The sequence below is a fragment of the Rhodococcus sp. NS-SX18 genome, assembly GCF_057367935.1.
The window spans coordinates 4,539,240-4,563,746 of the sequence record NZ_CM170633.1; the positions used below are offsets into that span (position 1 = coordinate 4,539,240).

A 24,507-nucleotide genomic window follows, 5' to 3' on the forward strand; every position below is an offset into this window, starting at 1 on the left:
CGCCGCAGGTGACACGGTATTCACGTGACACGAAGGAAAGGTCCCCGCATGACTGCGTCCGCAGATCCCCGGCTGTACCTCGACGAGCTCGTCTCCCGCCTGACCGGCCCGGGTGGCCGGTTCGAGATCGTCGAGGAAGAGGTGCTCGGCGCCTCGATGCCGGTGATGAAGAACCGCGGCAAGGCCGTGGGCGAGCTGCTCGCCGACTCCCTGCGCTGGGGGGACCGCGACTACCTCGTCACCGCCGACCGCCGGCTCTCCTTCGCCGAGCACGCCGCCGCCGCCTACTCCCTCGCCCGGGCGCTGCGCAGCGACTACGGCGTCGAGAAGGGCGATCGCGTCGCGATCCTGGCCGCGAACACCCCGGAGTGGGTGATCGCGTTCTGGGCGAGCCAGACGCTCGGCGCGATCACCGTCGGGCTCAACGGCTGGTGGGTGCCGCGGGAGATCGAGTACGGCCTCGAGCACAGCCGGCCGAAGGTCCTCGTCGTCGACGCCAAGCGCGCCGAGGCCCTCGCGGACGTCGACACCACCGGGATCACGGTCCTGACGATGGAGGAGGACCTGCCCCGGCTGATCGCGCAGTACCCCGGCGCCGAGCCGCCGCGCGTCGACATCGACGAGGACGACCCGTCGGTCATCCTCTACACCAGCGGCACCAGCGGCCGGCCCAAGGGCGCGCTGCACTCGCACCGCAACCTGCTGGCGGTCGTCGACTACCACCGGTTCAGCGATGCCCTGCTCGCGGCGTTCACCGGCCGGACCTACAGCGACGACGTCCCCAGCGACCTGCGGTACCTGCTCACCTCGCCGCTGTTCCACATCGCGAGCCTGCACAACCTGGTGATCCCGCGGCTGGCGACGGGCAGCGCGGTGATCATGCACCAGGGTTCGTTCGACGTGGACAAGGTGCTGAGCCTGATCGAACGCGAACGCGTCACCAACTGGGGCGCGGTGCCGACGATGGCGTCGCGGCTGCTCGAGTACGAGGGCCTCGACAAGTACGACCTGTCGTCGCTGACGGCGTTCGCGCTGGCGTCGGCGCCGTCGTCGATCGCGTTCAAGGACCGGCTGCGCGAGAAGGTGCCGTTCGCGCGCGACGCCCTCGTCGACAGCTACGGCCTCACCGAGTGCAGCACCGCCATCGCGGTCGCCAACTCGCAGGACCTCGAGGCGTTCCCCGGCACCCTGGGCCGGCCGATCATCACGGTGAGCCTCGAGATCCGCGACCCGTTCGGCGAATGGCTGCCGGACGGGGTGGAGGGCGAGGTGTGCGTGCGTAGCCCGTTCGTCATGCTCGGCTACTGGGAGGACGAGGAGGCCACGGCCGCGGCGATCACCCCGGACCGGTGGCTGCGCACCGGCGACTACGGCGTCATCGAGAACGGCCGGCTGCGCCTGACAGGCCGTCGCTCGGACCTGATCCTGCGCGGCGGCGAGAACGTCTACCCCACCGAGATCGAGCAGACCCTCGACGAGCATCCGGCCGTGCGCGAGTGCGCCGTGATCGGCGTCCCGCACCCCGACCTCGGCCAGGAGGTCGCGGCGGTCGTCGTCCTCGCCGACGGGGCGAGCGCGACGGAGGAGGAACTGCGCGAGTACGCGGCCGAGCGCCTGTCGTACTTCAAGGTGCCCACACGCTGGCGGATCACGTCCGACCTGCTGCCCCGCAACGCGACGGGCAAGACGGTGCGCCGCGAGGTCAGCATCTAGTTGCGCGGGGCGGTGCTTCTTGCGCGCGTTCTCACGCGCGCAAGAAGCACCGCCGGTCGCGGATGCGGCTACTGCGACCGCGACACGAACCCGGGGTCCTCGACCGCCAGGCGCTGCCGCACCGGCTCGGGCATCGTCGAGCACGAGTCCGCACTCGGTCGGTCGTCGGCGTGGTCGGCGGCCGAATCCTCGATCCCCACCGACGCGACGATGTTCTCCCAGCCGCCCCAGCCGGCGAAGCGGGCGGGCAGATCGACGTTGGCGGCGCCGTTGATGTGGAACGCCGCGCTCGGGTACGACGCGTCCGGCGGCGTGGCGACGCCCCCGCCGGGCAGGCGCACCACGTCCTCCGGATTGGGCAGCATGCCCGCGAGCTGCATCGCGTGGTACTGGTACATCTCCCACGGCGCGGTGTCGAAGTAGTACCAGCTGGCCGCGCACACCCCGTACAGGTCGGGACCGAACTGCGCGTAGTTCAGGTACAGCTCCATGATGCGGGCGTCGGGCAGGGTGGTGCTCAGCAGGATCGACGGCACCGTCTCGACGGCTTTGCGGATCGCGCTCTGGTCGGGGGTGAAGAACATGTTCTTCGCGAGTTGCTGCGGGATCGTCGAATACGTCTGCTGTGGCTCACCCGTCAGGTGGGCGACGGCACGGTCGGCATAGTCGCCCCAGTGGAATGCCTGCGCACGAAGACCCATCTGGTCGTCCTCGTGGGCGATCACCGAGGCGACGACATAGCGGCTGACATGATCGAGCGAGACGTACTGGTAGGTGACCGGACCGTCGTCGATGCGCATGAACCGCGACGACGCCGGCGTCCACACCCGCAGCGACGCGGTGGCCGTCAACGCGATCAGCACGAGCGCCGCGACCGCCGCCCCGGCCCACTTCGCCCGCGCGGGCCAGGGGTTGCGCGGCGGCTGCGCCGGCAGCGGCGGCTGCCCGGGTCGGGCGACGGGTGGCCACGGCGGTTCGGGCCGACGGAATCCTGCGTATTCGGGCTCGCGGCGGGGCTGCGGCTCGGACCGGCGGGGCCACTGCACCGCGGAGCGCCACAGCCGGCGCGGCTTCGGGCCGCGGCCCTGCGGTTCCCGGCGCACCGGCGCCTCGGGCGTCGCCGCCCAGGCGCGCAGACGTGCGGCGACACACCGGGTGCACCGGCCGTCGACCCGCCTCTCGAACGGACCCACGGTCCGGCCGCACGTTGTGCACCTGCCCGGCCTCATCGCTGCACACGCCTCCCGCTGGTCACCGACACGACCCCCTCATCTTCGTCGCCGACGGTCACGGGCCGGTCTCGGGGGGGTCGGGACCCGGATGCTCAGTCCACCCGCGGCGCCCACTGGACGCCGTTGATGTGCGCACCGCCGTCGACGAACAAGGTGTTGCCGGTGAGGTAACGCGCGGCGTCGCTCGCGAGGAACACCGCGACGGGCCCGATGTCGTCGAGCGGGTCACCGATGCGGCCCATCGGGTTGGCCTGCGCCGACGCCGCCGCCATCTGGGGGTCGGCTGCAGCCACCCGGCGGAACGCCTCGCTCTGCGCGCCCGGGCAGATCACGTTGCAGCAGATCTGCTTCGGCGCCCATTCCCGCGCCGCGGTGCGGGTGAGGGTGCGCAACGCCTCCTTGGCGGCGTTGTACTGCACGGAGTACATGTGCGCGTTGACGCCGTTGAGCGAGCACAGGTTGATCACCCGGCCGGTGCCGTGGCGCTCGAGTTCCGGGAGGGCGCGCTGCATCGCCCAGAACGCCGCCATCACGGCCGTATCGAATCCGGCGCGCAGCTGCTCGTCGGTCATGTTCTCGAAACGGGCGTACCCGGAGCCGCGCCAGGCGTTGTTGACGAGGACGTCGAGACGGCCGAACCGCTCGACCGCGCCGTCGACCGCGGCGTGGACCTGGTCCTTGTCGGTGACATCGGTGCGCACGAAGTGGGCACGCGCACCCCACTCGTCGCGCAGCCACCGGGCGGTGGCGTCGCCGGCCTGCTCGTCGATCTCGGCGACGAGGACGTCCGCGCCCTCCCGCGCGTACGCCGCAGCGATGCCGCGTCCGATGCCCATGCCGGCGCCGGTGACTACCGCGACGCGGCCGTCGAGTGCTCCCATGCGGACTCTCCTATCGGGGGCGCGGAACCGTCTTGTCGATGAAGAGTCCCTCCACCGAGACGCACAGCTGCCCGTCGGCCGTCGTGATGCTGCCGACGGTGCGGATCTTGCGGCCGTCGACGGAGACGAGCCGGCCGGTGATCACCAGCGGCTCGAACAGCGGCGTGGGCCGGTGGTAGTTCGTCTCGAGCTTCGCCGTCATCCCGGACTTGCCGCCCCACGCGTTGGCGACGCCGAGCACATGGTCGAGGATGAGCGCGGACACCCCGCCGTGGACGCACCCGGGCGGACCCTGGTACGGCATCGTCAGCGTGACCGTGCCCCGCACCGAGCCGTCCTCGAGCCCTTCGAGGACCAGCGGTGGGGCGATGGCGTTCTCGGGCCCGGTGACCGGGTCGTGCCGGGTGACGCCCTCGCCGTTCCACATGTCGATCAGTCGTTCGGCGACCTCCGGGGCGTGCTCCTCGAGGTGGTCGGCGATGCTGTTCAGCTCCTCGGCGACCCGGTCGAGGTTGGCGTTGCCGCGGTCGGTGCGCAGCATGGCGTCGACGACGCGGCGCGCGGCGGCGGTCGCCCGGTCCACCGGCGCGTCCTGCGGCGCCGAGGTCAGCACCGTGCCGTGGGCGTGGGTGGCGGCGGTGGGATGCGTGCCGACCTTCACGGACGCACCTCCATGACGGCGTGCGTGAGGACGGGGGCGCCGTCGCGCTCCGGGCAGGTGGCCAGCAACGTCAGCCGGTCACCGTCGCGCCAGACGGCGGTCTCGATGGTCTCGCCCGGGAACAGCGAGCCGGCGAACCGCACCGACCAGCTCCGCACCCGCGCCGGGTCGCCGTCGAGCAGACCGTCGACGACGGCCTTGCACACGATTCCGTAGGAGGCCAGACCGTGCAGGATCGGCCGGTCGAATCCGGCGGCCTGTGCGAATGCGGGCTCGGCGTGCAGCGGGTTCATGTCGCCGCTGAGCCGGTACAGCAGCGCCTGCCGGGTGCCGGTGGGCGAGACGAGGACGGTGTCGGCGTCGCGTTCGGGCACCGCGTGCGGCGTCTCCGGGCCGGGTTCGCCCCCGAAGCCGCCCTCGCCGCGGGCCCAGATCTGCATGCCGGTGGTCCACAGCGGTGCACCCTCAGGGGTGGCGGCGGACTGTTCGAGCACGATGACGGCGGCCTTGCCCTTGTCCCACACGTGGGCCACGCGCGACGAGATGTGCGCCGTCCCGGAGGCGGGGATGGGGGCGTGCAGCTGCAGCGACTGCCCGCCGTGCAGGATGCGTCGCAGGTCGATGTCGATGCCGGGCAGGTTCATGCCGGCCGGCTTCAGGGCGCCGGCCGAGATGCCCTGACCGGCCACCATCGCGAACGTCGGCAGCACCCGCAGGTCCTTCTCGTACACCCAGCGCAGCTCGGCCGGGTCGAGTCCGTCGCCGCCGGCACCGAGGCCGAGGTGATACAGCATGACGTCGCGGTCGGTCCAGACCGCTTCGCGCACAGTCGGTTCGGCGGACAGCGCGATCTTCGGGTCGATGGGCACGGTCAGTTCTCCTTCTCGTCCGCGGATCCGGTGAGGGTCCCGGCCCGGTACAGCGTCACCACGCACGCGCCGCCGAGCCCCAGATTGTGTTGCAGGCCCACGCGGGCGCCGTCGACCTGGCGGTCACCGGCCTCGCCGCGCAGCTGCCAGGTGAGTTCGGCGCACTGGGCCAGGCCGGTGGCACCGAGGGGATGGCCCTTGGAGAGCAGGCCGCCCGACGGGTTGACCACCCACCGGCCGCCGTAGGTGGTGGCCCCCGACTCGACGAGCTTGCCGCCCTCCCCCGGGCCGCACAGGCCGAGCCCCTCGTAGGTGATGATCTCGTTGATCGCGAAGCAGTCGTGCAACTCGATCACGTCGACGTCGTCGACGGTGAGCCCGGACTCGGCGAACACCCGGGCGGCGGCCGCCCCGGTCATCGGGGCGCCGACGACGTCGATCATCGAGCGGCTGTCGAACGATTCGCCGGTGTCGGTGGTCAGCGTCTGCGCCACGATCTCGACGGCCCGGTCCTCGAGGCCGTGCTCGCGCACGAACGCCTCGCTCACCAGGACCGCCGCGCCGGCGCCGTCGGAGGTGGGCGAGCACTGCGAGCGGGTGAGCGGCGCGTGGATCATCTTGTCGCCCAGGACCTGTTCGAGGGTGTACTCGTCGCGGAACTGCGCGTAGGGGTTGTGCACCGAGTGCCGGTGGTTCTTCACCGCCACGGCGGCGATCTGCTCGGCGGTGGTGCCGTAGCGCTCCATGTGCTCGACCGCGGCATTGCCGAACAACTGCGCGGTCATCGGCCCGGTGCCCCACTCGTGCAGGTCGGTCATGACCTTCAGGTGGTGGTCGAGGGTGGTGACCTTGGGCAGTTCGCCGGTGCCGGTGAGGGAGGTGCGGGTCATCTTCTCGAACCCGACGGCCAGCGCGACGTCGGCCTGCCCGCCCTGCACCCAGTCCCGCGCCGTCATCAGCGCCGTGGACCCGGTGGCGCAGTTGTTGTCGACATTGACGATCGGGATGCCGGTCAGCCCCACCTCGTACAGGGCGCGCTGACCGGCGGTGGACGGCTGGAACACGTAGCCGACGGCGGCCCGCTGCACCCGCCCGTAGCCGATGCCGGCGTCGCCGAGGGCGGCGTCGACGGCCTCGCGGACCATCTCGGGGTATTCCCGGCCGCTGGTCTCGATCTTCTCGAACTTCGTCATCCCCACGCCGACGACGAACACACGACGCCCGTGCCGCGCCGACGTCACCGCGGCGCTCACTTTCCGGGCTCGGGGTCGCGGGGCAGGCCGAGCAGGCGCTCCCCGATGATGTTGAGCTGGACGTTGGTGGTGCCGCCGGCGATCGACATGCACTGGGAGTTGAGGAACATCTGCGTCGCCGACCGGCGGTCCTGCGCGCCGAGCAGCGAACGCGGTCCGGCCCAGTCCATCGCGACCTCCCACACCTGCTGGATGTGCTCGACGCCGAGCAGCTTCGCGACCGAGGACTCGGCGCCGGGCTGCGCCCCGGCCAGCGACCGCAGCGTGGTGCGCAGCGCCATCAGCCCGCCGGTCTGCGCGTCGCACAACACCTTCCCGAGGACGGTGGCCTGTTCGTCGTCGAGCCCGCCGGGCAGTTCGGCGCCCAGTTCGAGCAGGGCCTCGCCGCCGGAGCCGAGGGACGAGTCGTGCGAGAGGGAGACGCGTTCGTTGGCGAGGGTGGTGCGGGCGAGCTTCCAGCCGTCGCCGGGCTCGCCGACGAGGCACTCGTCCGGGACGAAGACGTTGTCGATGAAGATCTCGTTGAACAGCGCCTCGCCGGTGATCTCGCGCAGCGGGCGGATGTCGAGACCCTCGCTGCCGCGCATGTCGACGAGGAAGTACGACAGGCCCTTGTGCTTGGGAGCGGAGGCGTCGGTGCGGGCCAGGCAGATGCCCCAGTGGGCGTCGCGGGCCATCGAGGTCCACACCTTCTGCCCCTGCAGGATCCACCCGCCGTCGACCTTGGTGGCCTTCGTGGTCAGCGACGCCAGATCCGAGCCCGCGCCGGGCTCGGAGAACAGCTGGCACCAGACGATGTCGCCGCGCAGCGACGGCGGCACGAACCGCTCGAGCTGCTCCGGGCTGCCGTGCGCGATCAGGGTCGGCACCACCCAGTTGCCGATGATCATGTCGTGCGGCCTCAGGCTGGCCCCGCGCAGCTCCTCGGCGATCACCAGCTGGGTGACCGCGTCGGCGCCCTTGCCCCACGGTGCGGGCAGATGTGGTGCGGTGTAGCCCTTCTCGGCGAGGTACGCGGTGCGTTCGGTGCCGTCGAGAGCGACGGCGGGCTCGAGTTCGCCGCGCACCTCGGCGCGGATCCGTTCCGCCTCCGGCGGCAGGTCGATGCCGAGGACGCGGCGGGTGCCGCCGCGGGTGAGGTCGGTGACGCGCCGGCGCCACGAGGCGGTGGAGCCGAGCAGGATCCGCAGCGACTGGGCGCGGCGCAGATACAGGTGCGCGTCATGCTCCCACGTGTAGCCGATGCCACCGAGGATCTGGATGCAGTCCTTGGCCACGGCGAACGCTGCCTCGGGGGCCGTGGCGCCGGCGACGGCGGCCGCGAGGGACGCCTCGTCCGCCTCGGCACCGCCGGGAGTCAGGGCGCGGGCGGCGTCCCACGCGCACACGCGGGCTTGCTCGGCGAGTGCGAGCATGCGTGCGGCGCGGTGCTTGACGCCCTGGAACTGGCCGATCGGCCGGCCGAACTGGCGGCGCACGGCGGCGTACTCGGCGGCGGTGCGCACGCACCAGTCCGCGATGCCCGAGGCCTCGGCCGCGAACAGAGCGGCGGCGAGATCGGTGACGCGCTGCGGATCGATCCGCAGCACGTCGTCGGCGCCGAGCGCCAGCCGGTCCACCTCGAACTGCGAATTGCCGCGGACCACATCGTGACTGGGCAGGTCCTCGACGTCGATCCGGTCGCGGCGCAGCAGCACCCAGGCGCGGTTGCCGGCGTCCTCGGCCGCGACGAGCAGCAGATCGGCGGTGTGGCCGCCGAGGACGAATCCGGATCGTCCGGACAGTGTGGTGCCGGCCGAGCCGCGCCCCACCCGCAACGTGCCCGGCTCGAGGGCGACGCCGGCGAGCGTGGCACCGTCCGCGAGACCGGCGAGTTCGGCGGTGCGGCCGGCCTCGCGCAGCACCGCGGCGGTCAGCACGGTCGGCAGGAACGGGCCGGGCACCATCGACCGGCCGAGTTCCTCGGTGACGACGGCGAGTTCGACCAGACCGCAGCCGGCGCCGCCGACCTCTTCGGGCAGGTGCAGACCGAGCACACCGAGTTCGGCGAGCGAGTTCCAGAACGCGGGACGGGTGTCGGTCTTGGCTTCGACGGCCTGGCGCACCACGTCGGCGGTGACGTGGCGGGTGGCCCAGCCGCGCACCGCGTCGCGCAGGTCGCGGTCCTCGTCTGTCAATCCAATGGTCATGTCGGCCTCGCGAATTCGATGGTGTCGGTCAGATGCGTTCGATGACGGTGGCGGTGGACAGTGCGCCGCCCGCGCACATGGTGACCAGTGCCGTGGACCGGTCGGACCGCTCGAGCTCATGCAGGGCACTGGTGAGGAGCCGGGCACCGGTCGACCCGACGGCGTGACCGAGGGCGATGGCGCCGCCGTTGACGTTGACCTTGGACATGTCGGCGTCGAGCACCTGCGCCCACGACAGGACGACCGCGGCGAATGCCTCGTTGATCTCGACGAGGTCGACGTCGTCGAGCGTCATGCCGGCCTTGCCGAGGACGTGGCGGGTGGCGTCGATCGGACCGTCGAGGTGGTAGTACGGGTCGGACCCGACCATGCCCGAGGCGACGATCCGGGCGCGGGGCCGCAGGCCCAGCTCCTGGGCGCGCTCGGCGCTGGTGAGCAGGACCGCGGCGGCGCCATCGCTGATCTGCGACGCGGAACCGGCCGTGTGGATGCCGCCCTCGACGACCGGCTTCAGTGCGGCCAGGCCTTCGGCGGTGGTCTCGCGCAGGCCACCGTCGCGGGTGACGACGGTGGTCTCGCCGGTGGGCACGCCGTCGACGAGGACGGGCGCCTCGGTGGGGACGATCTCGCGGTCGAACCGGCCCTCGGCCCATGCGGCAGCGGCGCGGCGCTGCGACTCGAGGCCGAAGGCGTCGGTGTCGCCGCGCTTGATGCCGCGCTTGGCGGCGATGCGCTCGGCCGAGGTGAACTGGTCGCCCATGTCGATGGTCCAGTCGTCCGGGTAGGGGCTGCCGGTCTCGGGGGTGAGGGCCTGGCCGAGGAACACCCGGCTCATGGATTCGACGCCGCAGCCGATGCCCGCGGTGATCTGGCCGGAGGCGATGAGACCGGCGACGATGTGGACGGCCTGCTGGGAAGAGCCGCACGCGCAGTCGATCGACGTGGCGGCTGTCGTGTAGGGCAGTCCGGCGTGCAGCCAGGCCTGCCGGGTGACGTTGTTGGACTGCTCGCCGGCCTGGGTGACGCAGCCGCCGACGATCTGTCCCACCTGGTCGGCGGCGAGGCCGGTGCGCTCGAGAACGGCGCGCTGGGCGGTGCCGAGCAGGGTGGCCGGGTGCAGACCGGACAGGGCGCCGCGGCGGCGGCCGACGGGGGTACGGGCCGCGTCGACGATGACTACGTCGGTCATGAGCTGGCTCCTCGGAACATGAGTGCTGGGCAGGTGTTCATGGGACGCGCCGGGGAACAGAATCGGAACGCGTTCATTTTTGGAATGTATTCCATTTCTTACGCCGAGGCAATGGCCCCCTAGGACTGGATGTCGGTCTATGCCCGGCCCACAGAACTAGAATTCATTTCAGTTCTATGGGTACGCCACGGTTCGACGCACGAGTGCGCGACCGCGGGGGTCAGACAGAGAGCGCCGGGCTCGCGTTCGCCGGGCTCGCGTTCGCCGGACTCGCGTTCGACAGCCCCGCGAGCAGCAGCTCACACGCCACCCGCAGGTCGGACTCCGCGTCGGGAACCGAGATCCGGCCGTTGAGACTGGACTGGATGATCCCGAACCACGCCTGCTCGAGGACCCGCACGAGTGTCGCGTCCCGTTCGGTGACGTACTCGAGCCCGGCCGCACGGTAGAGCACCTCGCGGAAACGGTGGTCGATCTTCGCGACGTCGGGGATGGACGTCGCCTTGGCGGTACTCGTGGACTGGATCATCGCCGTCGCCAGCAACGGCCGTCGCCGCAGCGCCCGCGTCGCCCGCACGAGCGCCTCGTAGACGGCCTCCTGCGGAGTGGCGTCCGGGTTGGTGCGCTGGGCCATCCGGTCGCTCATCTGATCGATCTGATCGACCATGACCGCCACGAACAGGTGTGTCTTGGACGGGAAGTACCGGTACAGGGTGCCGATGGCGACGCCGGCCATCTTCGCGACCTCGTGCATCTGCACCCGCTCGAGTTCCTTCTCGGTCGCCAGGCTCGCGGCGGCGTCGAGGATGCGCCCGAACCGCGCGCGCTGCTCGGCGGACGTCGGCTCCGCGGCGTCCCGCGCTTCGGCAACTCTGGGCACGGGGTCCTCCTCCGTCGTCTCGTCCCTGCGGCAACGCCGCGCCCTCCAGCATCCCGCGTTCCACGCCGAGCCGCCGGAGATCTTCCACTCAGTGGGACGTGCCCGTGCTCGACGCACGAGAGGCAGGATACAGCGGTCCCGGTCACCACTCGTTCCGGCAGGCCCCGGGTCAGATCAGATTGTCCTCCACCGGCAGCCCGAACGCGCCCCGCCCGTACATCGCGAGGGCACGCTCGGGATCGTTGGCGACGTGCACGCTGCCCGCGTGCGCATCACGCCACGCCCGCTCGACGGGGTTCCCCCGGCCGAGCGAGTTGCCGCCCGAGGTCTTGAACAGCAGATCGATCGCCTCGACGGCACGCTCGGTGCCCCGCACCTGGTCGCGGCGCAGCCGCAGCCGCAGCCTCGTCGGCAGCGGCTGCCCCGCCACCGCCAGCTCGTACAACTCCCGGATGTTGCGGTCCGTCTGGAGGATCGCCGCGTCGATCTCGGAGGCGGCCCGGGCGACGGCGACCTGCGCGAACTGGTCCTCGGCGAACCGGCCCCCGCCCAGGCTCAACCGCACCCGGTCCCGCATCGCGCCCAGATACTGCTCGTAGCAGCCGGCGACCGTTCCGATCACCGGCGCGGCGACCGCGGTGGTGAAGATCGCCGCGAACGGCAACCGGAACAACGGCCCCGGATTCACCGCATGTCCGGGGGCCCGCAGCTGCGCCAGGTCGTAGTTGCGCACCGTACGGTGATGCGGCACGAACGCGTTGTCGACGGTGATCTCGTTGCTGGCGGTTCCGCGCATGCCCACGACGTCCCACACGTCCTGGATCCGGTAGTCGCTGCGCGGCACCAGGACGGTCATGAAGTCCACCGGCCGGCCCTCGGCACCGACGACGAGCGCCCCGAGCAACGCCCAGGTCGCATGCTCGCACCCGGACGAGAACCGCCAGCTGCCCGACAGCCGGAAACCGCCGTCGACCGGGACGAGTTCGCCGACCGGCGCGTACGACGAGGACAGCAGCGTCGAATCGTCCTGCCCCCACACGTCGTCCTGGGCCTGCGGGTCGAACAGGCCCAGATGCCAGGAGTGGACCCCGAGGATCGACGTCACCCAGCCGGTCGACCCGCACGCCCCCGAGATCTCCCGCACCACCTCGTAGAAGCGCACGGGGTCGCATTCGAGACCGCCGTACCGGGCGGGCTGCAACATCCGGAACACCCCCGCGGCGGCCAGGTCCTGCACGGTCTGGTCCGGCACCCGGCGCGAGTCGTCGACCACGTGCGCGCGTTCCGCGATGGACGGCAGCAGTTCGCGCACCTTCGTCAGCACGTCGTCGGGCATCGGCGTCACTCCTTCGTGACCGGGGCGGGTACGAGCTCCCCCATCGTGCGGCGCCGTCGCCGCGGACCGCCGGAACGTGTCCCGGACAGTGGGATCGTCGCACCCCCGGTGACCGGCCTCACCTAGCGTCGAATCCACGGTCGCAGGCGGCTGCCGTCCCCCGGCCCACCCGCGCACAGCACCGAGGTGCTCCATCCGATACGACATTTCCTCCGAAAGGACGGACGACAGTGAGCTCCAGCAAGTCCGACGACGTCGAAGTTCGCGAGATCGTGGCCGGTGCCGCGCCCACCCGGTTCGCCCGGGGATGGCACTGCCTGGGCCTGTCCGAGTCCTTCAAGGACGGCAAGCCGCATTCGATCCACGCCTTCGGCACCAAGCTCGTGGTGTTCGCCGACAGCAACGGCAACCTGAAGATCCTCGACGCGTACTGCCGGCACATGGGCGGCGACCTCAGCCAGGGCACGATCAAGGGCGACTCGGTGGCCTGCCCCTTCCACGACTGGCGCTGGGGCGGCAACGGCCGGTGCACGTCGATCCCCTACGCGCGGCGCGTCCCGCCGATCGCGAAGACCCGTGCGTGGCACACCCTCGACCAGGACGGGATGCTCTTCGTCTGGCACGATCCCGAGGGCAACCCGCCGCCCGCCGACGTCACCATCCCCCGCATCGAGGGCGCGACGAGCGACGAGTGGACCGACTGGGTCTGGTACACCACCGAGGTCGACACCAACTGCCGCGAGATCATCGACAACATCGTCGACATGGCGCACTTCTTCTACGTGCACTACTCGTTCCCCACGTACTTCAAGAACATCTTCGAGGGCCACGTCGCGACGCAGATCATGCACGGTCAGGCGCGCGAGGACATGCGGCCGCACGCCGACGGCCAGCCGAGGCTCGTCGGCAGCCGCTCCGAGGCGGCGTACTTCGGTCCGTCGTTCATGATCGACGACCTGCAGTACAAGTACGAGGGCTACGACATCGACTCGGTGCTGCTCAACTGCCACTACCCCGTCAGCGAGAACAAGTTCGTCCTGATGTACGGGATCATCGTGAAGAAGTCGGACGCCCTCGGCGACTCGGCCGACGAGACGGCCCGCAAGTTCGGTGACTTCATCGCCCGTGGTTTCGAGCAGGACGTCGAGATCTGGAAGAACAAGACGCGCATCGAGAATCCGCTGCTGTGCGACGAGGACGGCCCGGTCTACCAGCTGCGCCGCTGGTACGAGCAGTTCTACGTGGACGCCGCCGACGTCAAGCCGGAGATGACCGAGCGGTTCGAGTTCGAGATGGACACCACCCGCCCCGTGGCTGCGTGGATGAAGGAGGTCGAGGAGAACCTCGCCCGCAAGACGGCAGCCGAGGAGGCGGCGACCACCGATGCAACCCCTGCAGTGCACTGAGTGCGGCGCCCGGGTTCTCGTCGCCAAGAACAGCTGGGAGCACACCTCCGTCCAGTGGAACGAGGAGGCGCGGTCCCGGTGCCCGGAGATGCGTGAGCAGGGTGGGCAGGACTCCCGGCCCGGGGCGCCGCGCCGCGGTTGCGCGAAGCTCGCCGAGACCATCACGTGGGCCGCGACCGAAGGTCGCCTGACCGTCCTCGACGACACCCCGGTCCCCGGACCGATCGTCCAGTAAGCCAGCCGGAAAGGAACTTTCGTGATCGACGTCAAGCAGTACGGCCCGTGGGCCGTCATCGCCGGTGGCTCCGAGGGCGTCGGTGCCGCATTCGCCGACGAGTTGAGCAAGGCGGGTCTGAACCTGGTGCTCATCGCCCGCAAGCCGGGTCCGCTCGAGGAGACCGCCGAGAAGGTTCGTGGCAACGGGGTCGAGGTGCGCACCCTCGCGCTCGATCTGCTCGCCGCCGACGCGGTCGAGCAGATCCGGCAGGCGACCGACGACGTCGAGGTGGGTCTGCTCATCTTCAATGCCGGCGCCAACAGCTACGGCCACGAGTTCGTCTCCGGCGACCTCGACGGCTTCCGCGGCGTGATCACCCTCAACATCGATCGGCAGCTGGAACTTTCGCACCTGTTCGGGTCGAAGATGAAGGAGCGCGGACGCGGTGGCATCATGCTGCTCGGCTCGCTCGCCGGCTACATGGGGTCCGAGCACCAGAGCATCTACGCGGCGTCGAAGGCGTTCAGCCGGGTCTTCGCCGAAAGCCTGTGGCTCGAACTGGCCCCACACGGGGTGCATGTCGTCGAACTCGTCCTCGGCGTGACCCGCACCCCGGCGATGATCCGCGCCGGGTTGAACTTCGACATCCCCGGCATGCTCGTCGCCGAGCCGGAGGAGGTGGCCCGGGAGGGTCTCGAACACCTCACCGACGGCCCGGTGTGGGTGGCCGGCGGCAACTACGAGGCCGCGGTCAAGCGCAGCGGATTCCCCCGCGACAAACTTGTCCGGGGCGCGGCCGAGGCGATGCGCAAGCTGCTGAACCGGAGCTGACCGAACGGATTTCCGGGCGCCGGTGTGAAAGCGCCGACGCGGGGGTACCTTACACACGATCGGGTCGGCCGGACTGCGCACATTCCATGACAGTCGGTCCACCGTCGACTTGCTGCGCAGGACGGCCGGCCCGATCGGTTCTCGTATCCGAACTGCCCATCCGCCGAGCACGGCGGGTGGGCAGTTCGTTTCGGTGCGGGCCGGAGCGCCGGCGGTCGGGACCAGAAGTTCGATACCGCAGATTCAGCGCCCGGGGCCCTGATGCGCGAGGCGGCATCGAGGTTCTCTCGGTGTCGGCGGATGGGGTGCCCGTTCGAGCGGGGCGCGTTCGAAGTAGGCAGCGTGCTCGAACGATCAGACCATGACCGTTATCGGCATCTACCCTCAGCAACTGGATCCATACACGCTGATGGACACCACTATGCCCCGGTTTCCTCGGGTTGCATCACATGCACGAGCGCTCCGGTGGGGTCGGTGAACATGGTGATCCGTCCTACGCCTGGAACGTCGTGTGGCTCCTCGAGTACCTTGCCGCCGAGTTCGGCAACCTTGGCGGCGGTGGCGTCCGCATCGGCCACGGCGATGTAGCCGATCCATCGTGGCGGAGGGGATCCGGCGTAATCTCGCGCCGTGGGATTCATCATTCCGGCGATGTCCTTGCCCTCGTGACGGAACAGTGTGTAGGTGCCCAGTGGGCCCGCGTCGACCTCGTGTCTCTCCCAGCCGAAGAGGGCACTGTAGAACTCCCCGGCCGACGCTTGATCGGGTGTGACAAGTTCGTTCCAGATGAAGCTGTTCGGTTCGGTCACGCCGGCCTCCTCGGATGCGTGTGTGGCGCTCCTTCAAGACATATCCGAGTCCTGTCGAACACGAGTTCGTCCAAGCAATCGTCATTGTCTCAGGAGACTTGTACCTGCGGTGCCAACATTTTCGTCGACCCGGTCTTCGGTAGCAGCGGGCGAGTCCCGTCGCCGAGGGCGCGGCCGGTTCACCCCGAGTCGGGTGGGGCCGACCTCGGCGCGGTGGCGCACTCGGCCGTCAACTCCCGGACGCCTGGGTGGGCACCGCGCCACGCTGGCGACATGGAGGGGGCGGCCCCAGCAGATTTCGGCGCCGGGTGGGTGAGCGAGTTCGGCACCCGGTGGCTCGATGCCTGGAACTCGCACGATCCCGGGCGGCTGCTCGAGTTGATGGCCGACGATGTCGTCTACGACGATTCCGCCTGGCCACGCACGATGCGCGGGCGTGGGGATGTACGCGAGTTCCTCGACGCCGTCTGGCGCGCATTTCCGGACCTGACCTTCGAGGAGGTCGGCAGCGCGCACGTCTCGGCCGACGGGCCGCAGGCCGCATTCCGGTGGACGGCGAGCGCCACCATCGGGGTCGTCTCGATCCGCCCGGTCTTCCGGCCACCGGAAAGCGAGTTGCATTCGCCGGCGCCGACTTCCACGAGTACCGCGACGGCAAGGCGGCCCGGTTGTGGACCGTCTTCGACGCGAGGGATCTGCTCGTGCAACTCGGTGTGCTCCCCAAGTCGGGAAGTACCGCCGAGAAGGCCGTGATCGGCCTGCACCGACTCCGCCTTCGTCTCCTGCGTTCGAGAATCGACCGGTGACCGTGTGCGCTCGTTCGTGCGACGTGCCTGGCACGATACGCACACCGCCCGACGAGACCACGACAGCAGGATCTGCGGTTACCGTGTCGGTGCCGGTTCTTCGTCCGTCGTAGTCCCCGGGGTGCCCGCCGTCTCGGTACCCCGAACGCACCCGGGGCGTGGGCGTGTCCCTGGTACTTCGTCGGTCGCCCGCTCTCGTGGCGCGGCGCCCGGCCCCGTACGCTCCGGGCCCCGAGCCCAGCCGGACGATCTCGCGTTCTGCGCCGGATGCCGTGTCCGGCGGTGAGACGTGCGGTCAGCCGCTGCGGGTGCTCTCCGCTGCCGCCTTCCGGGCTCGGCGCTTGGCGAGCGCGTTCCGGATCAATCCGGCCGGTGTCGGGGGCAGCCAGCCTGCCTGGCGTGCCATGCCGAGATCGTCGCGGGCGGCCCAGTGCTCGACCAGTTTGCCGTCGGCGATCCGCAACCAATGGGTTTGGCGCACCGCGAAGCGCTTTCCGGTCGGGGCGAAGGCCTGATCGACCCGGCCGTGCTCGTCGTAGGTCACGAACGGGCCGACCTGCCGGGCGGTCATGACGGTATCGAGGACGACGAGACCGTCCTCCTCCACCGCGTGCACCACCTCGTGGTGCAGGTCCGCGAAGGCTTCCCGGAGCCAGAGTGCGCTGGCGTAGAACCCTTCGGGCCCTGCGGCTCTCGTCGCGGGTGGCTCGCTCCTGGCTTCGTGATTGATCGCCTCGGGGGCCACGAGGCGCGCGAACGCCTCGCAGTCCCCGTCGGCCATGATCTGTAGGCACCGCACGGCGACGGACTTCACGTCGGTGGCCGAGGTCGTCCGGGCGGAATCCGAGACGGAGTGGTTGATGGTCACGGCGGTCCTCCCTGCCGATGAAGATTGGGTACAGTGGACCAGTACCCAATTACGAGTATGGACCCGTGATGCCGAAAGTCAATGGGAAACGTCGCTACGATGCGCCCGGACGCCGCCGGCGCGCCCAGCTCACCCGCCGGACGATCCTGCAGGCCGCGCAACAGTTGTTCGAGGAGCGCGGCTACCGGCCTACGACGGTGACCGCGGTGGCCCACCGCGCCGGCGTGGCCCCCGAGACCGTCTACAAGATCTTCGGCACCAAGGCGGCGCTGGCGAAGGCCGTGTTCGATTTCGCGATTGCCGGCGACGACGAGCCCGTGCCGGTGATCGAACGTCCCGAGACGAAGGCGATCGTCGCCGAACCCGACGTGCGCCGCAAGATCACGATGTATTCGCAGCAGATGGCCACCCGGCAGGTCCGGTCGGCCAAGGTGCAGTTGATGGTTCGCGACGGCCGGCACGGGCAGGACGATCTCGAACGGATCTGGCAGCGGCTGAGCGAGGAACGCCTGGCCGGGATGACGATGCTCGGACGGCACCTGCTCGACACCGGGCAGCTGCGCCCCGGCATCGACCTGGACGAGGTCCGCGATGTGCTGTGGACCTACATCGCGGTCGATCTGTACGAGCTGCTGGTGTTGAGTCGGGGCTGGACCGTCGAGCGGTACACCCGCTGGATCGCCCACGCCCTCATCGCCGCACTCACCTGACTATCCGGCAAGGACCGAGTCCGAGACCGCAGGACGGCCCCGGTGTGGCCGGTGGCGGTGACGCGCCGCGTCGGCGCGACCAATCACGATCCTCCGCACTCGAGGTCCGAACGGCCGGAGACCGACGGCATGCCCCGCGGTCACCGCGCCGGGTGTCACCCCGTCGGGGTTCCGACCGCCTCGCGACGGTCCCTGCAGGGGTTATCGGGCGTGGCGCAGGCGGAACGTCCAGGTGGCGATCTTCATGTCCCGTGCGGGGCGGTCGACGGCGAACAGGGTCAGCGGCGGTCGGAACCTCTCCACCGTGACGGCGTGGGGTCGGCTGAATTCGCGCAGGCCGTCCGCGCCGTGGATGCGACCGAATCCGGACTCGCCGATGCCGCCGAACGGCAACGCCGGGACGGCACCGTAGCTGAAGACGGAGTTCACCGATGCCGCTCCGCTGCGGATCCGCCGTGCCAGCTGCAGGCCCCGCTCGGTGTTGCGGGTGAAGACCGACGCGGCCAGGCCGTAGCGGGTGGCGTTGGCGCGTTCGACGGCCTCGTCGACGTCCCGGACCTTGTCGACCACGATGGTCGGGCCGAACGTCTCCTCCTGCACCGCGCTCGAGGTGTCCGCCACGTCGGTGAGGACCACCGGGTCGATGTAGCGTTCGTGCACCGAGTCGGGGCCGCCCACCGCGGCCGTGCCGCCGTGGTCGAGCGCATCGCGGATGTGCCGGCGCACGATGTCGACCTGCCGGGGCAGGGTCATCGGCCCGTAGGTGGCCGCATCGTCGGCGCCGGGACGCACCCGGGCGAGCACGGCGGTGAGCTTGTCGACAAACGGCCGGTAGACGGAGTCGACCACATAGATCCGCTCGACACCGACGCACGCCTGCCCGGCGTTGCCGACACCGCCGATCGCGGCGGCCTCGGCGGCCTTGTCGAGGTCGGCGTCCTCGGCGACGATCATCGCGTCCTTGCCGCCGCACTCGGCCACCAGCGGGGTCAGACTCTCGGCGCACACCGCCATCACCCGGCGGGCGGTGGCGCCGGAACCGGTGAAGGCGATCTTGTCCACGCCGGAGCGGACGAGCGCGGCACCTGTCTCCCCGAATCCGGTGACCACCTGGAACACCGGTTGGGTGGGGGCAATCGAGTTCCATGTCTGCTCGAGCCACTTCCCGACACCCGGGGTCAGCTCGGAGGGCTTGAACACCACGGCGTTGCCGACGGCCAGGGCGTAGGAGATCGAGCCCATCGGGGTGAAGACCGGGAAGTTCCACGGCCCGATCACCCCGACCACCCCCATCGGCAGGTATTCGAGGATCGCCTTCTGGTTGGACATCGGGATGCCGGCCGGGACCCGCCGCGGCTGCAGCACCGTCCGGGCGTGGCGGGCGGCCCAGTCGAGGTGCTCGACGGCGAGCATCACCTCGAACACCCCGTCGTCGTGCGGCTTGCCGGTCTCGGCGGACACGACCGAAGCCAGGGCATCCGCGTCGGCGGCGATGGCCTTCTTGAACTCGAGCAGCAGCTCGCGCCGGCCCCGGAAGCCGAGGTCGGCCCACCACCGCGCCGCCGGGCGAGCCCGGGCAACCGCGGCCGCGACATCGGTGGCGTCGGCGATCGGGTACCGGGCCAGGACGGACCCGTCGCGCGGATCGACGCTGGTGAACGTGCGGGCGGAATCGGGGGTGTGCGTGGCGGACTGCGCCGCAGCAGCAGTCGCAGCAAGATCATGAGTCATCAGGGATGCGCCTTCCTACGTGGCCACGTCGAGAACGGTCGGCGTGGTCGAGGCGAGCAGAGTCGGGGTTCGGCGCCGACAAAAAGCGTAGCGCCGCCGGGGCCCGGCGGTCCATCCTCGGCGACGCGTCCCCCGGCGCCGGCCTACTCCCCCGGCGCGCACGCAACGCCGCACTATGAGCCCTGGTCACCGAGGTTCCACCACCACTTGTTGCCGAGATACTCGGCTAAAGCCACCAGGTCGCACACAAGCACGCCGAGCTCACCGCAGACCCGTACGCCCGCTACGCCGCCGGCTTCGCCAACCGACGACCGAACCCGGACAGTCCCCAGAAGGTCGTGGGCGATGTCGGTGCTCGGTAGCAGACAGCGTGGACACTGTGCATCCCTCCACCGGTCCCGAGCGTCTCGGCCGTCGGCCACATGGGTAATCGGTAGGACATGCCGATCAACGCCAACCTTCGCTCCACCATCGGTCGGCAGTCAACGCCGAAACGAGGTCGATCGTCCTACGTCCGAATGTCGGCCAGCACGCTTCGGCTCACGCGACTCGACATTCGGTCACGAGCAGAGCGGGCGGTTGTGTCCGTCAGCGCGACACTGTTTACTCGATGTCGGTGAGCTCGCGCCCGACGGCATCGCCCGTCGGTCTCCTAGTGCGCGGGTATGCACGTGCTGCTACTGGATGTCCAAGGCCGAGTGCTCGAGCAGTTCCTCCGCGAAGGGCTGACGCCCCTGGAAGCGGACGGTGTGCGTCGACTGGCGCCGGTCCACCGCGACCTCTTCGACAATTTCCTGTTCCTCGCAACCACCCCCGCGACCGGCGAAGGGTCGTGGTCCCAATTTCCGACCGCCTGCACGATGTACCTGTCAACAGTCGGCGGCGACCTGCAACGTCCACCCCCGCTGATTCCACCCCACGTCACCGCTACCGTCGCAAAGGTTCTTTCCGAGTTCCGGCGAACGCAGCTCGGCGTTACGTTCGTCGAAGGACTGGGTCGTATCACCGAACATCAGTACCAGCTCGCAACGCAGCTCTTCTACAGCCTCGGCGCCGATCTCGGGGACGGCCTATCAGCCGCCGGATTGCGCGTCTACAGCAAGATGATGGCGGCCCGCATCAGCGACGGCTTCGTCCACCCCGCAGTGGGCGGAAACATCTGGAGCGACGTCCCCGCCGGCCCACCCCACCGACCCGACAGCGGCCGCGACATCACCGTCCTTCGCACCATCGAAGCGCTCAGCAAAACATGGTGCACGGCGCCGACCGACCGGCCCCAGATCGAGCGCATGATCCTCGACCGTGCTCATACCCTCGGCTGGAGGACCGAACGCCCGGAGTCGACGTCGAGCTCCCCCGGCACGTGGCACGCCCAAGCGCCCCCAACAGAAGACCGGCCACCGTTCCCCACACCTGAAGGAACCCATCCCAGGCACAGCAGTCCGATGCGGGTCAATACGACGAGTTCGAATACGTAGGGTTACCAGCAGTGGGCGAAGCGGTTCGCCTGAGAGGGACAACACACTATCGAGTGGGTTCGATATCACGAGATACGCGAAAAAGGCAAGTCCTCTCATGACATCGAAATACAGTGCAACGGTTGAAGATGCCTCACTGCGCCGACTTACCGCCGACGAAGACGACACTGCCCCGGGTGCGGGTCGGGACCGAGGAGGAAGGCGGCCGTGGGAGTAGGTACATCCCTTGGGGAATCGGTTGGCCATCTCACGACCGTCACAGGCAGTCGACCCGTCGCGGAAAAGGTGACGTCCGTGCCGGTGGCCCTACCACGTCAAGGCGCTCAAGACGGCCGGCCTCGTGCAGGTGCGCAAGGAGGGACGCAACTTCCACTACACGTACCGCTGCGCCACCGTGCACTCCGTCGCTGCAGCGCTCAGAAATCTGGGTTGAGAGCGGGGTGTACACGTCCATCGTCACAGGCCGCGGTACCGGCGTCTACCACGTCGCCCACGGATCGGACCCCTCGCGACCGATCCGGTTCGACGGCGATCCTGCCTTCGGAGGCAAGGACCGCGCACTCGGCCCGTTCGAGCATCTCCTCGGTTCCCTCAGTGCCTGTTGCCAGATCACCGCCGCCATCGTTGCTCGATCGTGGCGAGTTCACTTGGGCGAGATACGAACTCGGATTGATACGAGCTTCGACAACACCGTGCTCATCCTGGGCAAGACAGGAATATCGCGGTTCGAGACCCTCCATGTCGAGGTGGCGGCGACCTCGGACCTGAGCCCGGAGCAACTGGAACGTCTCGGCCAAGAGGTCGAGCGACGCTGTCCGATCTTTCAGCTCTTCACCGCGAGCGGAACTCACGTCACCAGCCGCTGGTCACCGCTATAAGTCTGGCGTCTATCGGTGAGGACCGCCAGATCAGGGCCGATGATGTGGTCCTGGACCAGCTTCTGGATGTGCGACGCCATGATCCTCACACGGGCCAACCGCATCAGGTCCCGCGGTGCGGACAGCCAATAGCTCCGTTCGACAGCGGCGTCGACCTGGGAAAGACGTTGCAGTCCTTCGATATTCTCGGCGATGAACGACGGCAGGAGCGCAATCCCAAGTCCGTTGACCGCGGCCTGAATGTGGGCGGCGACGTTGTTGCTCTGGATACGTGCCCGGCCGTTCGGTAACACCGCGTAGAGCAAGTTGTATGTGCTGTGATCGAGGGCGTCATCCACGTACCAGATGAGACTGTGGTCATGGAGATCGTCTGTTCGAGTCACGACGGAGTGTGTCGCCAAGTAACTCGGCGCAGCGTAGAACCCGAGTTTGTAGTCGACCAGCTTCTGCACACTGACAGCGCGAGCCTGAGGCTTCTCGATAGTGACCGCCAGATCGAACTCGCGCGGAGTCAGCGACGCATGGCGATTGGCAGTGACCACTTCCAGAGTCAAACCAGGATACTGGCGCTGCACCTCCCCTAACCCGGGAAGCAACAGGTACGCGCCGAAACCGTCCGGCGCAATTATGCGCACGTGCCCCTGCATCGATGAACCTCGGGAGAAGCACTCTTCCTGCGCAGCCCGAACTGCCGCATCCACCGTCTCGGCATGTACCAGCAACTTCATCCCGGCATCCGTCAGAGTCCATCCATCGTGGGCTCGATCGAACAGCCGATTCTCAGTGGCCTTCTCCAAGCGAGTGATGTGCCGGCTCACGGTCGTGTGATTGATCTGAAGCTGCTTCGCAGCCTCCGTCAGTCGACCCCTTCTCGCTACTTCCAAGAAGACCTTGAGATCGTCCGCTGAGAGCATATGAACACTGTATTCCAATGGCTTGCGGAGACCGGACACCGTCGCACCGGTACCACGGATGTCACTTCGGCGATCTCCTTGACCCGTCCACGCGGCGGCGAGGTGCACGAAGCCGGCGAAGTGGCTGTTATGACGTTCGTGGCGGACCGTCAGGCGTCGATTGTCGACGAGCCAGGCGAAAAAGCGTTCGATCTTCCATCGGTGCCGCTGGGATCACGATTGGCCTCGATCGCAATGTCCCACGAACGTCGATTCCCCGAAATCACCGCAAAGAGCAGAAGAGACTGTTTGCCTCGGGGACGATGTGGGTCTTCGATGTTCTTCTTGCCCGGTCGATGGGCCGCGACCGGGCAGCGAGCCGGTTTTGGCCAGGAGTACCTGGTGTACAAGCGCAGGCTCGCGCGCCCCAGCTCGTCTGACACCTGCGCGACGATGATGCCCAATACCCGGGCCAGGTGGCGCCGCACCTGAACCGGCACACCACCGCGGTCCGCGTCGTCGGCGGCGACCTCGAACATGTGCATCGCCCACTGCTGCGGCAGTGCGCGCACCGGGATGACCGCCCGCACCCGCCGATTTACGCGCCGGCGGACCACGGAGCACGAAGGCCCGGCCGGTGCTCCCCGGCCGGGCCTTCATCGTATTTTGCTGGGCGAGCTAGGACTTCGGGCTGAACGCCGCCAGCGGCTCGGAGCCGGACCAGTCGTGGCCCCAGTAGCTGTCGGCGGTGATCTCCTCGGCCGTGTAGTACGACTCGTCGACGAGCATTCCCTCGGTGCCGAACTCGAGGTCCCAGCCGCCGGGGGCGCGCACGTAGAACGAGACCATCTTGTCGTTCGTGTGCCGGCCCAGCGTCGAGGAGATGGAGAACCCGAGCTTGCGCACCCGGTCGAGTGCCTGGCCGACGGCGTCGAGGGTGTCGACCTCCGTCATCAGGTGCACGAGGCCGGGTTCCTCGGTCGGCGGCGCCGGGCACAGGGCCAGGCTGTGGTGGCGCTGGTTCACACCGAGGAACCGCACGCGTCGCGCCGGGCCGGGAGCCTGGAGCCGGATCGCGCCGCGCGGCAGGAAGCCGAGCACCTCGGTGTAGAACGCATGCGCCGCGTCGAAATCGGTAGCGGGCAGCACGACGTGGCCGAGGCCCTGCTCGCCGGTGACCCATCGGCCGCCGTGCGGGGTGACGACGGGGCTGTGGTCGAGCACCGGACCGAAGAACACCTCGACGCGGGTGCCGATCGGGTCGTCGAACGCGATGACCTGCTCGGCGTCGCGGTAGTCGCACTCCTCCTGGGAGAGGACCTCGACGGTGACGCCCGCCTTCTCGACGGTCTCGCGGACACGCTGCAGGGCGAACTGATCGCGCACCTCCCAGCCGACGGCGAGCGCCTTGTCGGATTCGCCGGGCAGCACGATCAGTCGGGCCCGCCGCTCGTCGACCCGCAGGTAGAGGCCGTCCGGTTCGGGACCCGAGCCGACGGCCATGCCGAGGCCGTCGACGACGAGTTCACGCCAGCGCGCGACGTCGGTGGTCTGGATCCGGAGGTATCCGAGTCCTCGAATATCCGTCATCTGATGTTCGGCGCGGATACTCCCTCGTTCACGAGGGAGAGGAAGCGCCGTCCTCCTTTCGGGGGGAGTGGTGGGGTCGGGCACACC

At 69.3% G+C, this 24,507-nt stretch carries 23 protein-coding genes; 8 read left to right on the forward strand and 15 right to left on the reverse strand.

Annotated elements, in window-relative coordinates; translation table 11 throughout:
- The first annotated feature begins 48 nt into the window (after nucleotides 1–48).
- Nucleotides 49–1,713, forward strand: coding sequence for a steroid-24-oyl-CoA synthetase (gene casG, locus AC2IPW_RS20720; protein WP_486375557.1), 1,665 nt, complete (start codon nucleotides 49–51; stop codon nucleotides 1,711–1,713).
- Between the two features lie 68 nt (nucleotides 1,714–1,781).
- Here the strand turns inward: casG and AC2IPW_RS20725 are convergent, their stop codons facing one another.
- The 9 genes from AC2IPW_RS20725 to hsaA all read right to left on the reverse strand — a co-directional run bounded on the left by AC2IPW_RS20725 (nucleotide 1,782) and on the right by hsaA (nucleotide 12,203).
- The gene (locus AC2IPW_RS20725; RefSeq protein ID WP_486375558.1) at nucleotides 1,782–2,906 is read right to left on the reverse strand and encodes a biosynthetic peptidoglycan transglycosylase; all 1,125 of its coding nucleotides are present in this window, start codon (nucleotides 2,904–2,906) and stop codon (nucleotides 1,782–1,784) included.
- A gap of 131 nt (nucleotides 2,907–3,037) precedes the next feature.
- Nucleotides 3,038–3,826 carry an SDR family NAD(P)-dependent oxidoreductase gene (locus tag AC2IPW_RS20730; protein WP_289380127.1) on the reverse strand — a complete coding sequence of 263 codons (789 nt, stop codon included), beginning with the start codon at nucleotides 3,824–3,826 and terminating at the stop codon, nucleotides 3,038–3,040.
- A gap of 10 nt (nucleotides 3,827–3,836) precedes the next feature.
- Complete coding sequence (locus AC2IPW_RS20735) at nucleotides 3,837–4,487, reverse strand: PaaI family thioesterase (RefSeq protein WP_003934705.1); 651 nt, start codon at nucleotides 4,485–4,487, stop codon at nucleotides 3,837–3,839.
- Nucleotides 4,484–5,356, reverse strand: a complete 873-nt coding sequence (locus AC2IPW_RS20740) for a MaoC/PaaZ C-terminal domain-containing protein (RefSeq protein ID WP_003934706.1) — start codon at nucleotides 5,354–5,356, stop codon at nucleotides 4,484–4,486. Before AC2IPW_RS20740 ends, AC2IPW_RS20735 begins: the two co-directional genes overlap by 4 nt.
- A gap of 2 nt (nucleotides 5,357–5,358) precedes the next feature.
- On the reverse strand, nucleotides 5,359–6,609 hold the full coding sequence (locus AC2IPW_RS20745) for a lipid-transfer protein (RefSeq protein ID WP_416061827.1): 1,251 nt from the start codon (nucleotides 6,607–6,609) through the stop codon (nucleotides 5,359–5,361).
- Complete coding sequence (locus AC2IPW_RS20750) at nucleotides 6,606–8,798, reverse strand: acyl-CoA dehydrogenase family protein (protein WP_416061828.1); 2,193 nt, start codon at nucleotides 8,796–8,798, stop codon at nucleotides 6,606–6,608. The genes AC2IPW_RS20745 and AC2IPW_RS20750 overlap by 4 nt, the downstream gene beginning before the upstream one ends.
- A gap of 28 nt (nucleotides 8,799–8,826) precedes the next feature.
- Nucleotides 8,827–9,987: a steroid 3-ketoacyl-CoA thiolase gene (locus AC2IPW_RS20755; protein ID WP_416061829.1), complete on the reverse strand. Its 1,161-nt coding sequence runs from the start codon at nucleotides 9,985–9,987 to the stop codon at nucleotides 8,827–8,829.
- Nucleotides 9,988–10,207: 220 nt separating this feature from the next.
- The gene (locus tag AC2IPW_RS20760) at nucleotides 10,208–10,867 is read right to left on the reverse strand and encodes a TetR/AcrR family transcriptional regulator (RefSeq protein ID WP_054371286.1); all 660 of its coding nucleotides are present in this window, start codon (nucleotides 10,865–10,867) and stop codon (nucleotides 10,208–10,210) included.
- Between the two features lie 169 nt (nucleotides 10,868–11,036).
- The gene (hsaA, locus tag AC2IPW_RS20765) at nucleotides 11,037–12,203 is read right to left on the reverse strand and encodes a 3-hydroxy-9,10-secoandrosta-1,3,5(10)-triene-9,17-dione monooxygenase oxygenase subunit (RefSeq protein WP_003934711.1); all 1,167 of its coding nucleotides are present in this window, start codon (nucleotides 12,201–12,203) and stop codon (nucleotides 11,037–11,039) included.
- A gap of 230 nt (nucleotides 12,204–12,433) precedes the next feature.
- On the opposite strand from hsaA, the gene AC2IPW_RS20770 reads away from it, so the two are divergent.
- From AC2IPW_RS20770 to AC2IPW_RS20780, 3 genes are read left to right on the forward strand one after another with little or no spacing between them, the layout of a single operon-like run.
- Nucleotides 12,434–13,609: a 3-ketosteroid-9-alpha-monooxygenase, oxygenase component gene (locus AC2IPW_RS20770; protein WP_371382223.1), complete on the forward strand. Its 1,176-nt coding sequence runs from the start codon at nucleotides 12,434–12,436 to the stop codon at nucleotides 13,607–13,609.
- On the forward strand, nucleotides 13,587–13,844 hold the full coding sequence (locus AC2IPW_RS20775; protein WP_102031583.1) for a hypothetical protein: 258 nt from the start codon (nucleotides 13,587–13,589) through the stop codon (nucleotides 13,842–13,844). The genes AC2IPW_RS20770 and AC2IPW_RS20775 overlap by 23 nt, the downstream gene beginning before the upstream one ends.
- Before the next feature lie 21 nt (nucleotides 13,845–13,865).
- Complete coding sequence (locus AC2IPW_RS20780; protein WP_003934714.1) at nucleotides 13,866–14,657, forward strand: SDR family NAD(P)-dependent oxidoreductase; 792 nt, start codon at nucleotides 13,866–13,868, stop codon at nucleotides 14,655–14,657.
- A gap of 419 nt (nucleotides 14,658–15,076) precedes the next feature.
- Here AC2IPW_RS20780 and AC2IPW_RS20785 read toward each other — a convergent pair whose 3' ends face one another.
- Nucleotides 15,077–15,466 (reverse strand): VOC family protein, encoded by a 390-nt coding sequence (locus AC2IPW_RS20785; protein ID WP_486375559.1) that lies wholly within the window; start codon nucleotides 15,464–15,466, stop codon nucleotides 15,077–15,079.
- A 273-nt stretch (nucleotides 15,467–15,739) separates the two neighbouring features.
- On the opposite strand from AC2IPW_RS20785, the gene AC2IPW_RS20790 reads away from it, so the two are divergent.
- Nucleotides 15,740–16,219, forward strand: coding sequence for a nuclear transport factor 2 family protein (locus AC2IPW_RS20790; protein ID WP_486375560.1), 480 nt, complete (start codon nucleotides 15,740–15,742; stop codon nucleotides 16,217–16,219).
- 348 nt (nucleotides 16,220–16,567) lie between these two features.
- Here AC2IPW_RS20790 and AC2IPW_RS20795 read toward each other — a convergent pair whose 3' ends face one another.
- On the reverse strand, nucleotides 16,568–17,140 hold the full coding sequence (locus AC2IPW_RS20795; protein ID WP_486375561.1) for an ester cyclase: 573 nt from the start codon (nucleotides 17,138–17,140) through the stop codon (nucleotides 16,568–16,570).
- A 68-nt stretch (nucleotides 17,141–17,208) separates the two neighbouring features.
- Here AC2IPW_RS20795 and AC2IPW_RS20800 point away from each other — a divergent pair, with 68 nt between their 5' ends.
- Nucleotides 17,209–17,850: a TetR/AcrR family transcriptional regulator gene (locus AC2IPW_RS20800; protein ID WP_486375562.1), complete on the forward strand. Its 642-nt coding sequence runs from the start codon at nucleotides 17,209–17,211 to the stop codon at nucleotides 17,848–17,850.
- A gap of 201 nt (nucleotides 17,851–18,051) precedes the next feature.
- Here AC2IPW_RS20800 and AC2IPW_RS20805 read toward each other — a convergent pair whose 3' ends face one another.
- Nucleotides 18,052–19,581, reverse strand: a complete 1,530-nt coding sequence (locus tag AC2IPW_RS20805) for an aldehyde dehydrogenase family protein (RefSeq protein WP_486375563.1) — start codon at nucleotides 19,579–19,581, stop codon at nucleotides 18,052–18,054.
- 698 nt (nucleotides 19,582–20,279) lie between these two features.
- Between AC2IPW_RS20805 and AC2IPW_RS20810 the strand changes: the two genes are divergently transcribed.
- Nucleotides 20,280–21,059, forward strand: a complete 780-nt coding sequence (locus tag AC2IPW_RS20810) for a hypothetical protein (RefSeq protein WP_486375564.1) — start codon at nucleotides 20,280–20,282, stop codon at nucleotides 21,057–21,059.
- 440 nt (nucleotides 21,060–21,499) lie between these two features.
- Entirely contained in the window at nucleotides 21,500–21,937 is a 438-nt protein-coding gene (locus tag AC2IPW_RS20815) for an OsmC family protein (RefSeq protein ID WP_486375565.1), read from the forward strand.
- Here AC2IPW_RS20815 and AC2IPW_RS20820 read toward each other — a convergent pair.
- The 3 genes from AC2IPW_RS20820 to bphC all read right to left on the reverse strand — a co-directional run bounded on the left by AC2IPW_RS20820 (nucleotide 21,907) and on the right by bphC (nucleotide 24,420).
- Entirely contained in the window at nucleotides 21,907–22,851 is a 945-nt protein-coding gene (locus AC2IPW_RS20820) for a LysR family transcriptional regulator (RefSeq protein WP_486375566.1), read from the reverse strand. The genes AC2IPW_RS20815 and AC2IPW_RS20820 overlap by 31 nt on opposite strands.
- Nucleotides 22,852–23,000: 149 nt before the next feature.
- A complete protein-coding gene (locus tag AC2IPW_RS20825; protein ID WP_486375567.1) occupies nucleotides 23,001–23,402 on the reverse strand; it encodes a hypothetical protein in 402 nt (133 codons plus the stop codon).
- 106 nt (nucleotides 23,403–23,508) lie between these two features.
- Nucleotides 23,509–24,420, reverse strand: coding sequence for a biphenyl-2,3-diol 1,2-dioxygenase (bphC, locus tag AC2IPW_RS20830; RefSeq protein WP_003934755.1), 912 nt, complete (start codon nucleotides 24,418–24,420; stop codon nucleotides 23,509–23,511).
- Between the last annotated feature and the right edge of the window lie 87 nt (nucleotides 24,421–24,507).

Coding starts and splice junctions, on each gene's coding strand:
- hsaA (WP_003934711.1), bottom strand. CDS start 12,203: ATGCCCGACGACGTGCTGACGAAGGTGCGCGAACTGCTGCCGTCCATC.
- AC2IPW_RS20750 (WP_416061828.1), bottom strand. CDS start 8,798: ATGACCATTGGATTGACAGACGAGGACCGCGACCTGCGCGACGCGGTG.
- AC2IPW_RS20805 (WP_486375563.1), bottom strand. CDS start 19,581: ATGACTCATGATCTTGCTGCGACTGCTGCTGCGGCGCAGTCCGCCACG.
- AC2IPW_RS20790 (WP_486375560.1), top strand. CDS start 15,740: ATGGAGGGGGCGGCCCCAGCAGATTTCGGCGCCGGGTGGGTGAGCGAG.
- AC2IPW_RS20730 (WP_289380127.1), bottom strand. CDS start 3,826: ATGGGAGCACTCGACGGCCGCGTCGCGGTAGTCACCGGCGCCGGCATG.
- AC2IPW_RS20800 (WP_486375562.1), top strand. CDS start 17,209: ATGCCGAAAGTCAATGGGAAACGTCGCTACGATGCGCCCGGACGCCGC.
- AC2IPW_RS20755 (WP_416061829.1), bottom strand. CDS start 9,987: ATGACCGACGTAGTCATCGTCGACGCGGCCCGTACCCCCGTCGGCCGC.
- AC2IPW_RS20820 (WP_486375566.1), bottom strand. CDS start 22,851: ATGCTCTCAGCGGACGATCTCAAGGTCTTCTTGGAAGTAGCGAGAAGG.
- AC2IPW_RS20775 (WP_102031583.1), top strand. CDS start 13,587: ATGCAACCCCTGCAGTGCACTGAGTGCGGCGCCCGGGTTCTCGTCGCC.
- bphC (WP_003934755.1), bottom strand. CDS start 24,420: ATGACGGATATTCGAGGACTCGGATACCTCCGGATCCAGACCACCGAC.
- casG (WP_486375557.1), top strand. CDS start 49: ATGACTGCGTCCGCAGATCCCCGGCTGTACCTCGACGAGCTCGTCTCC.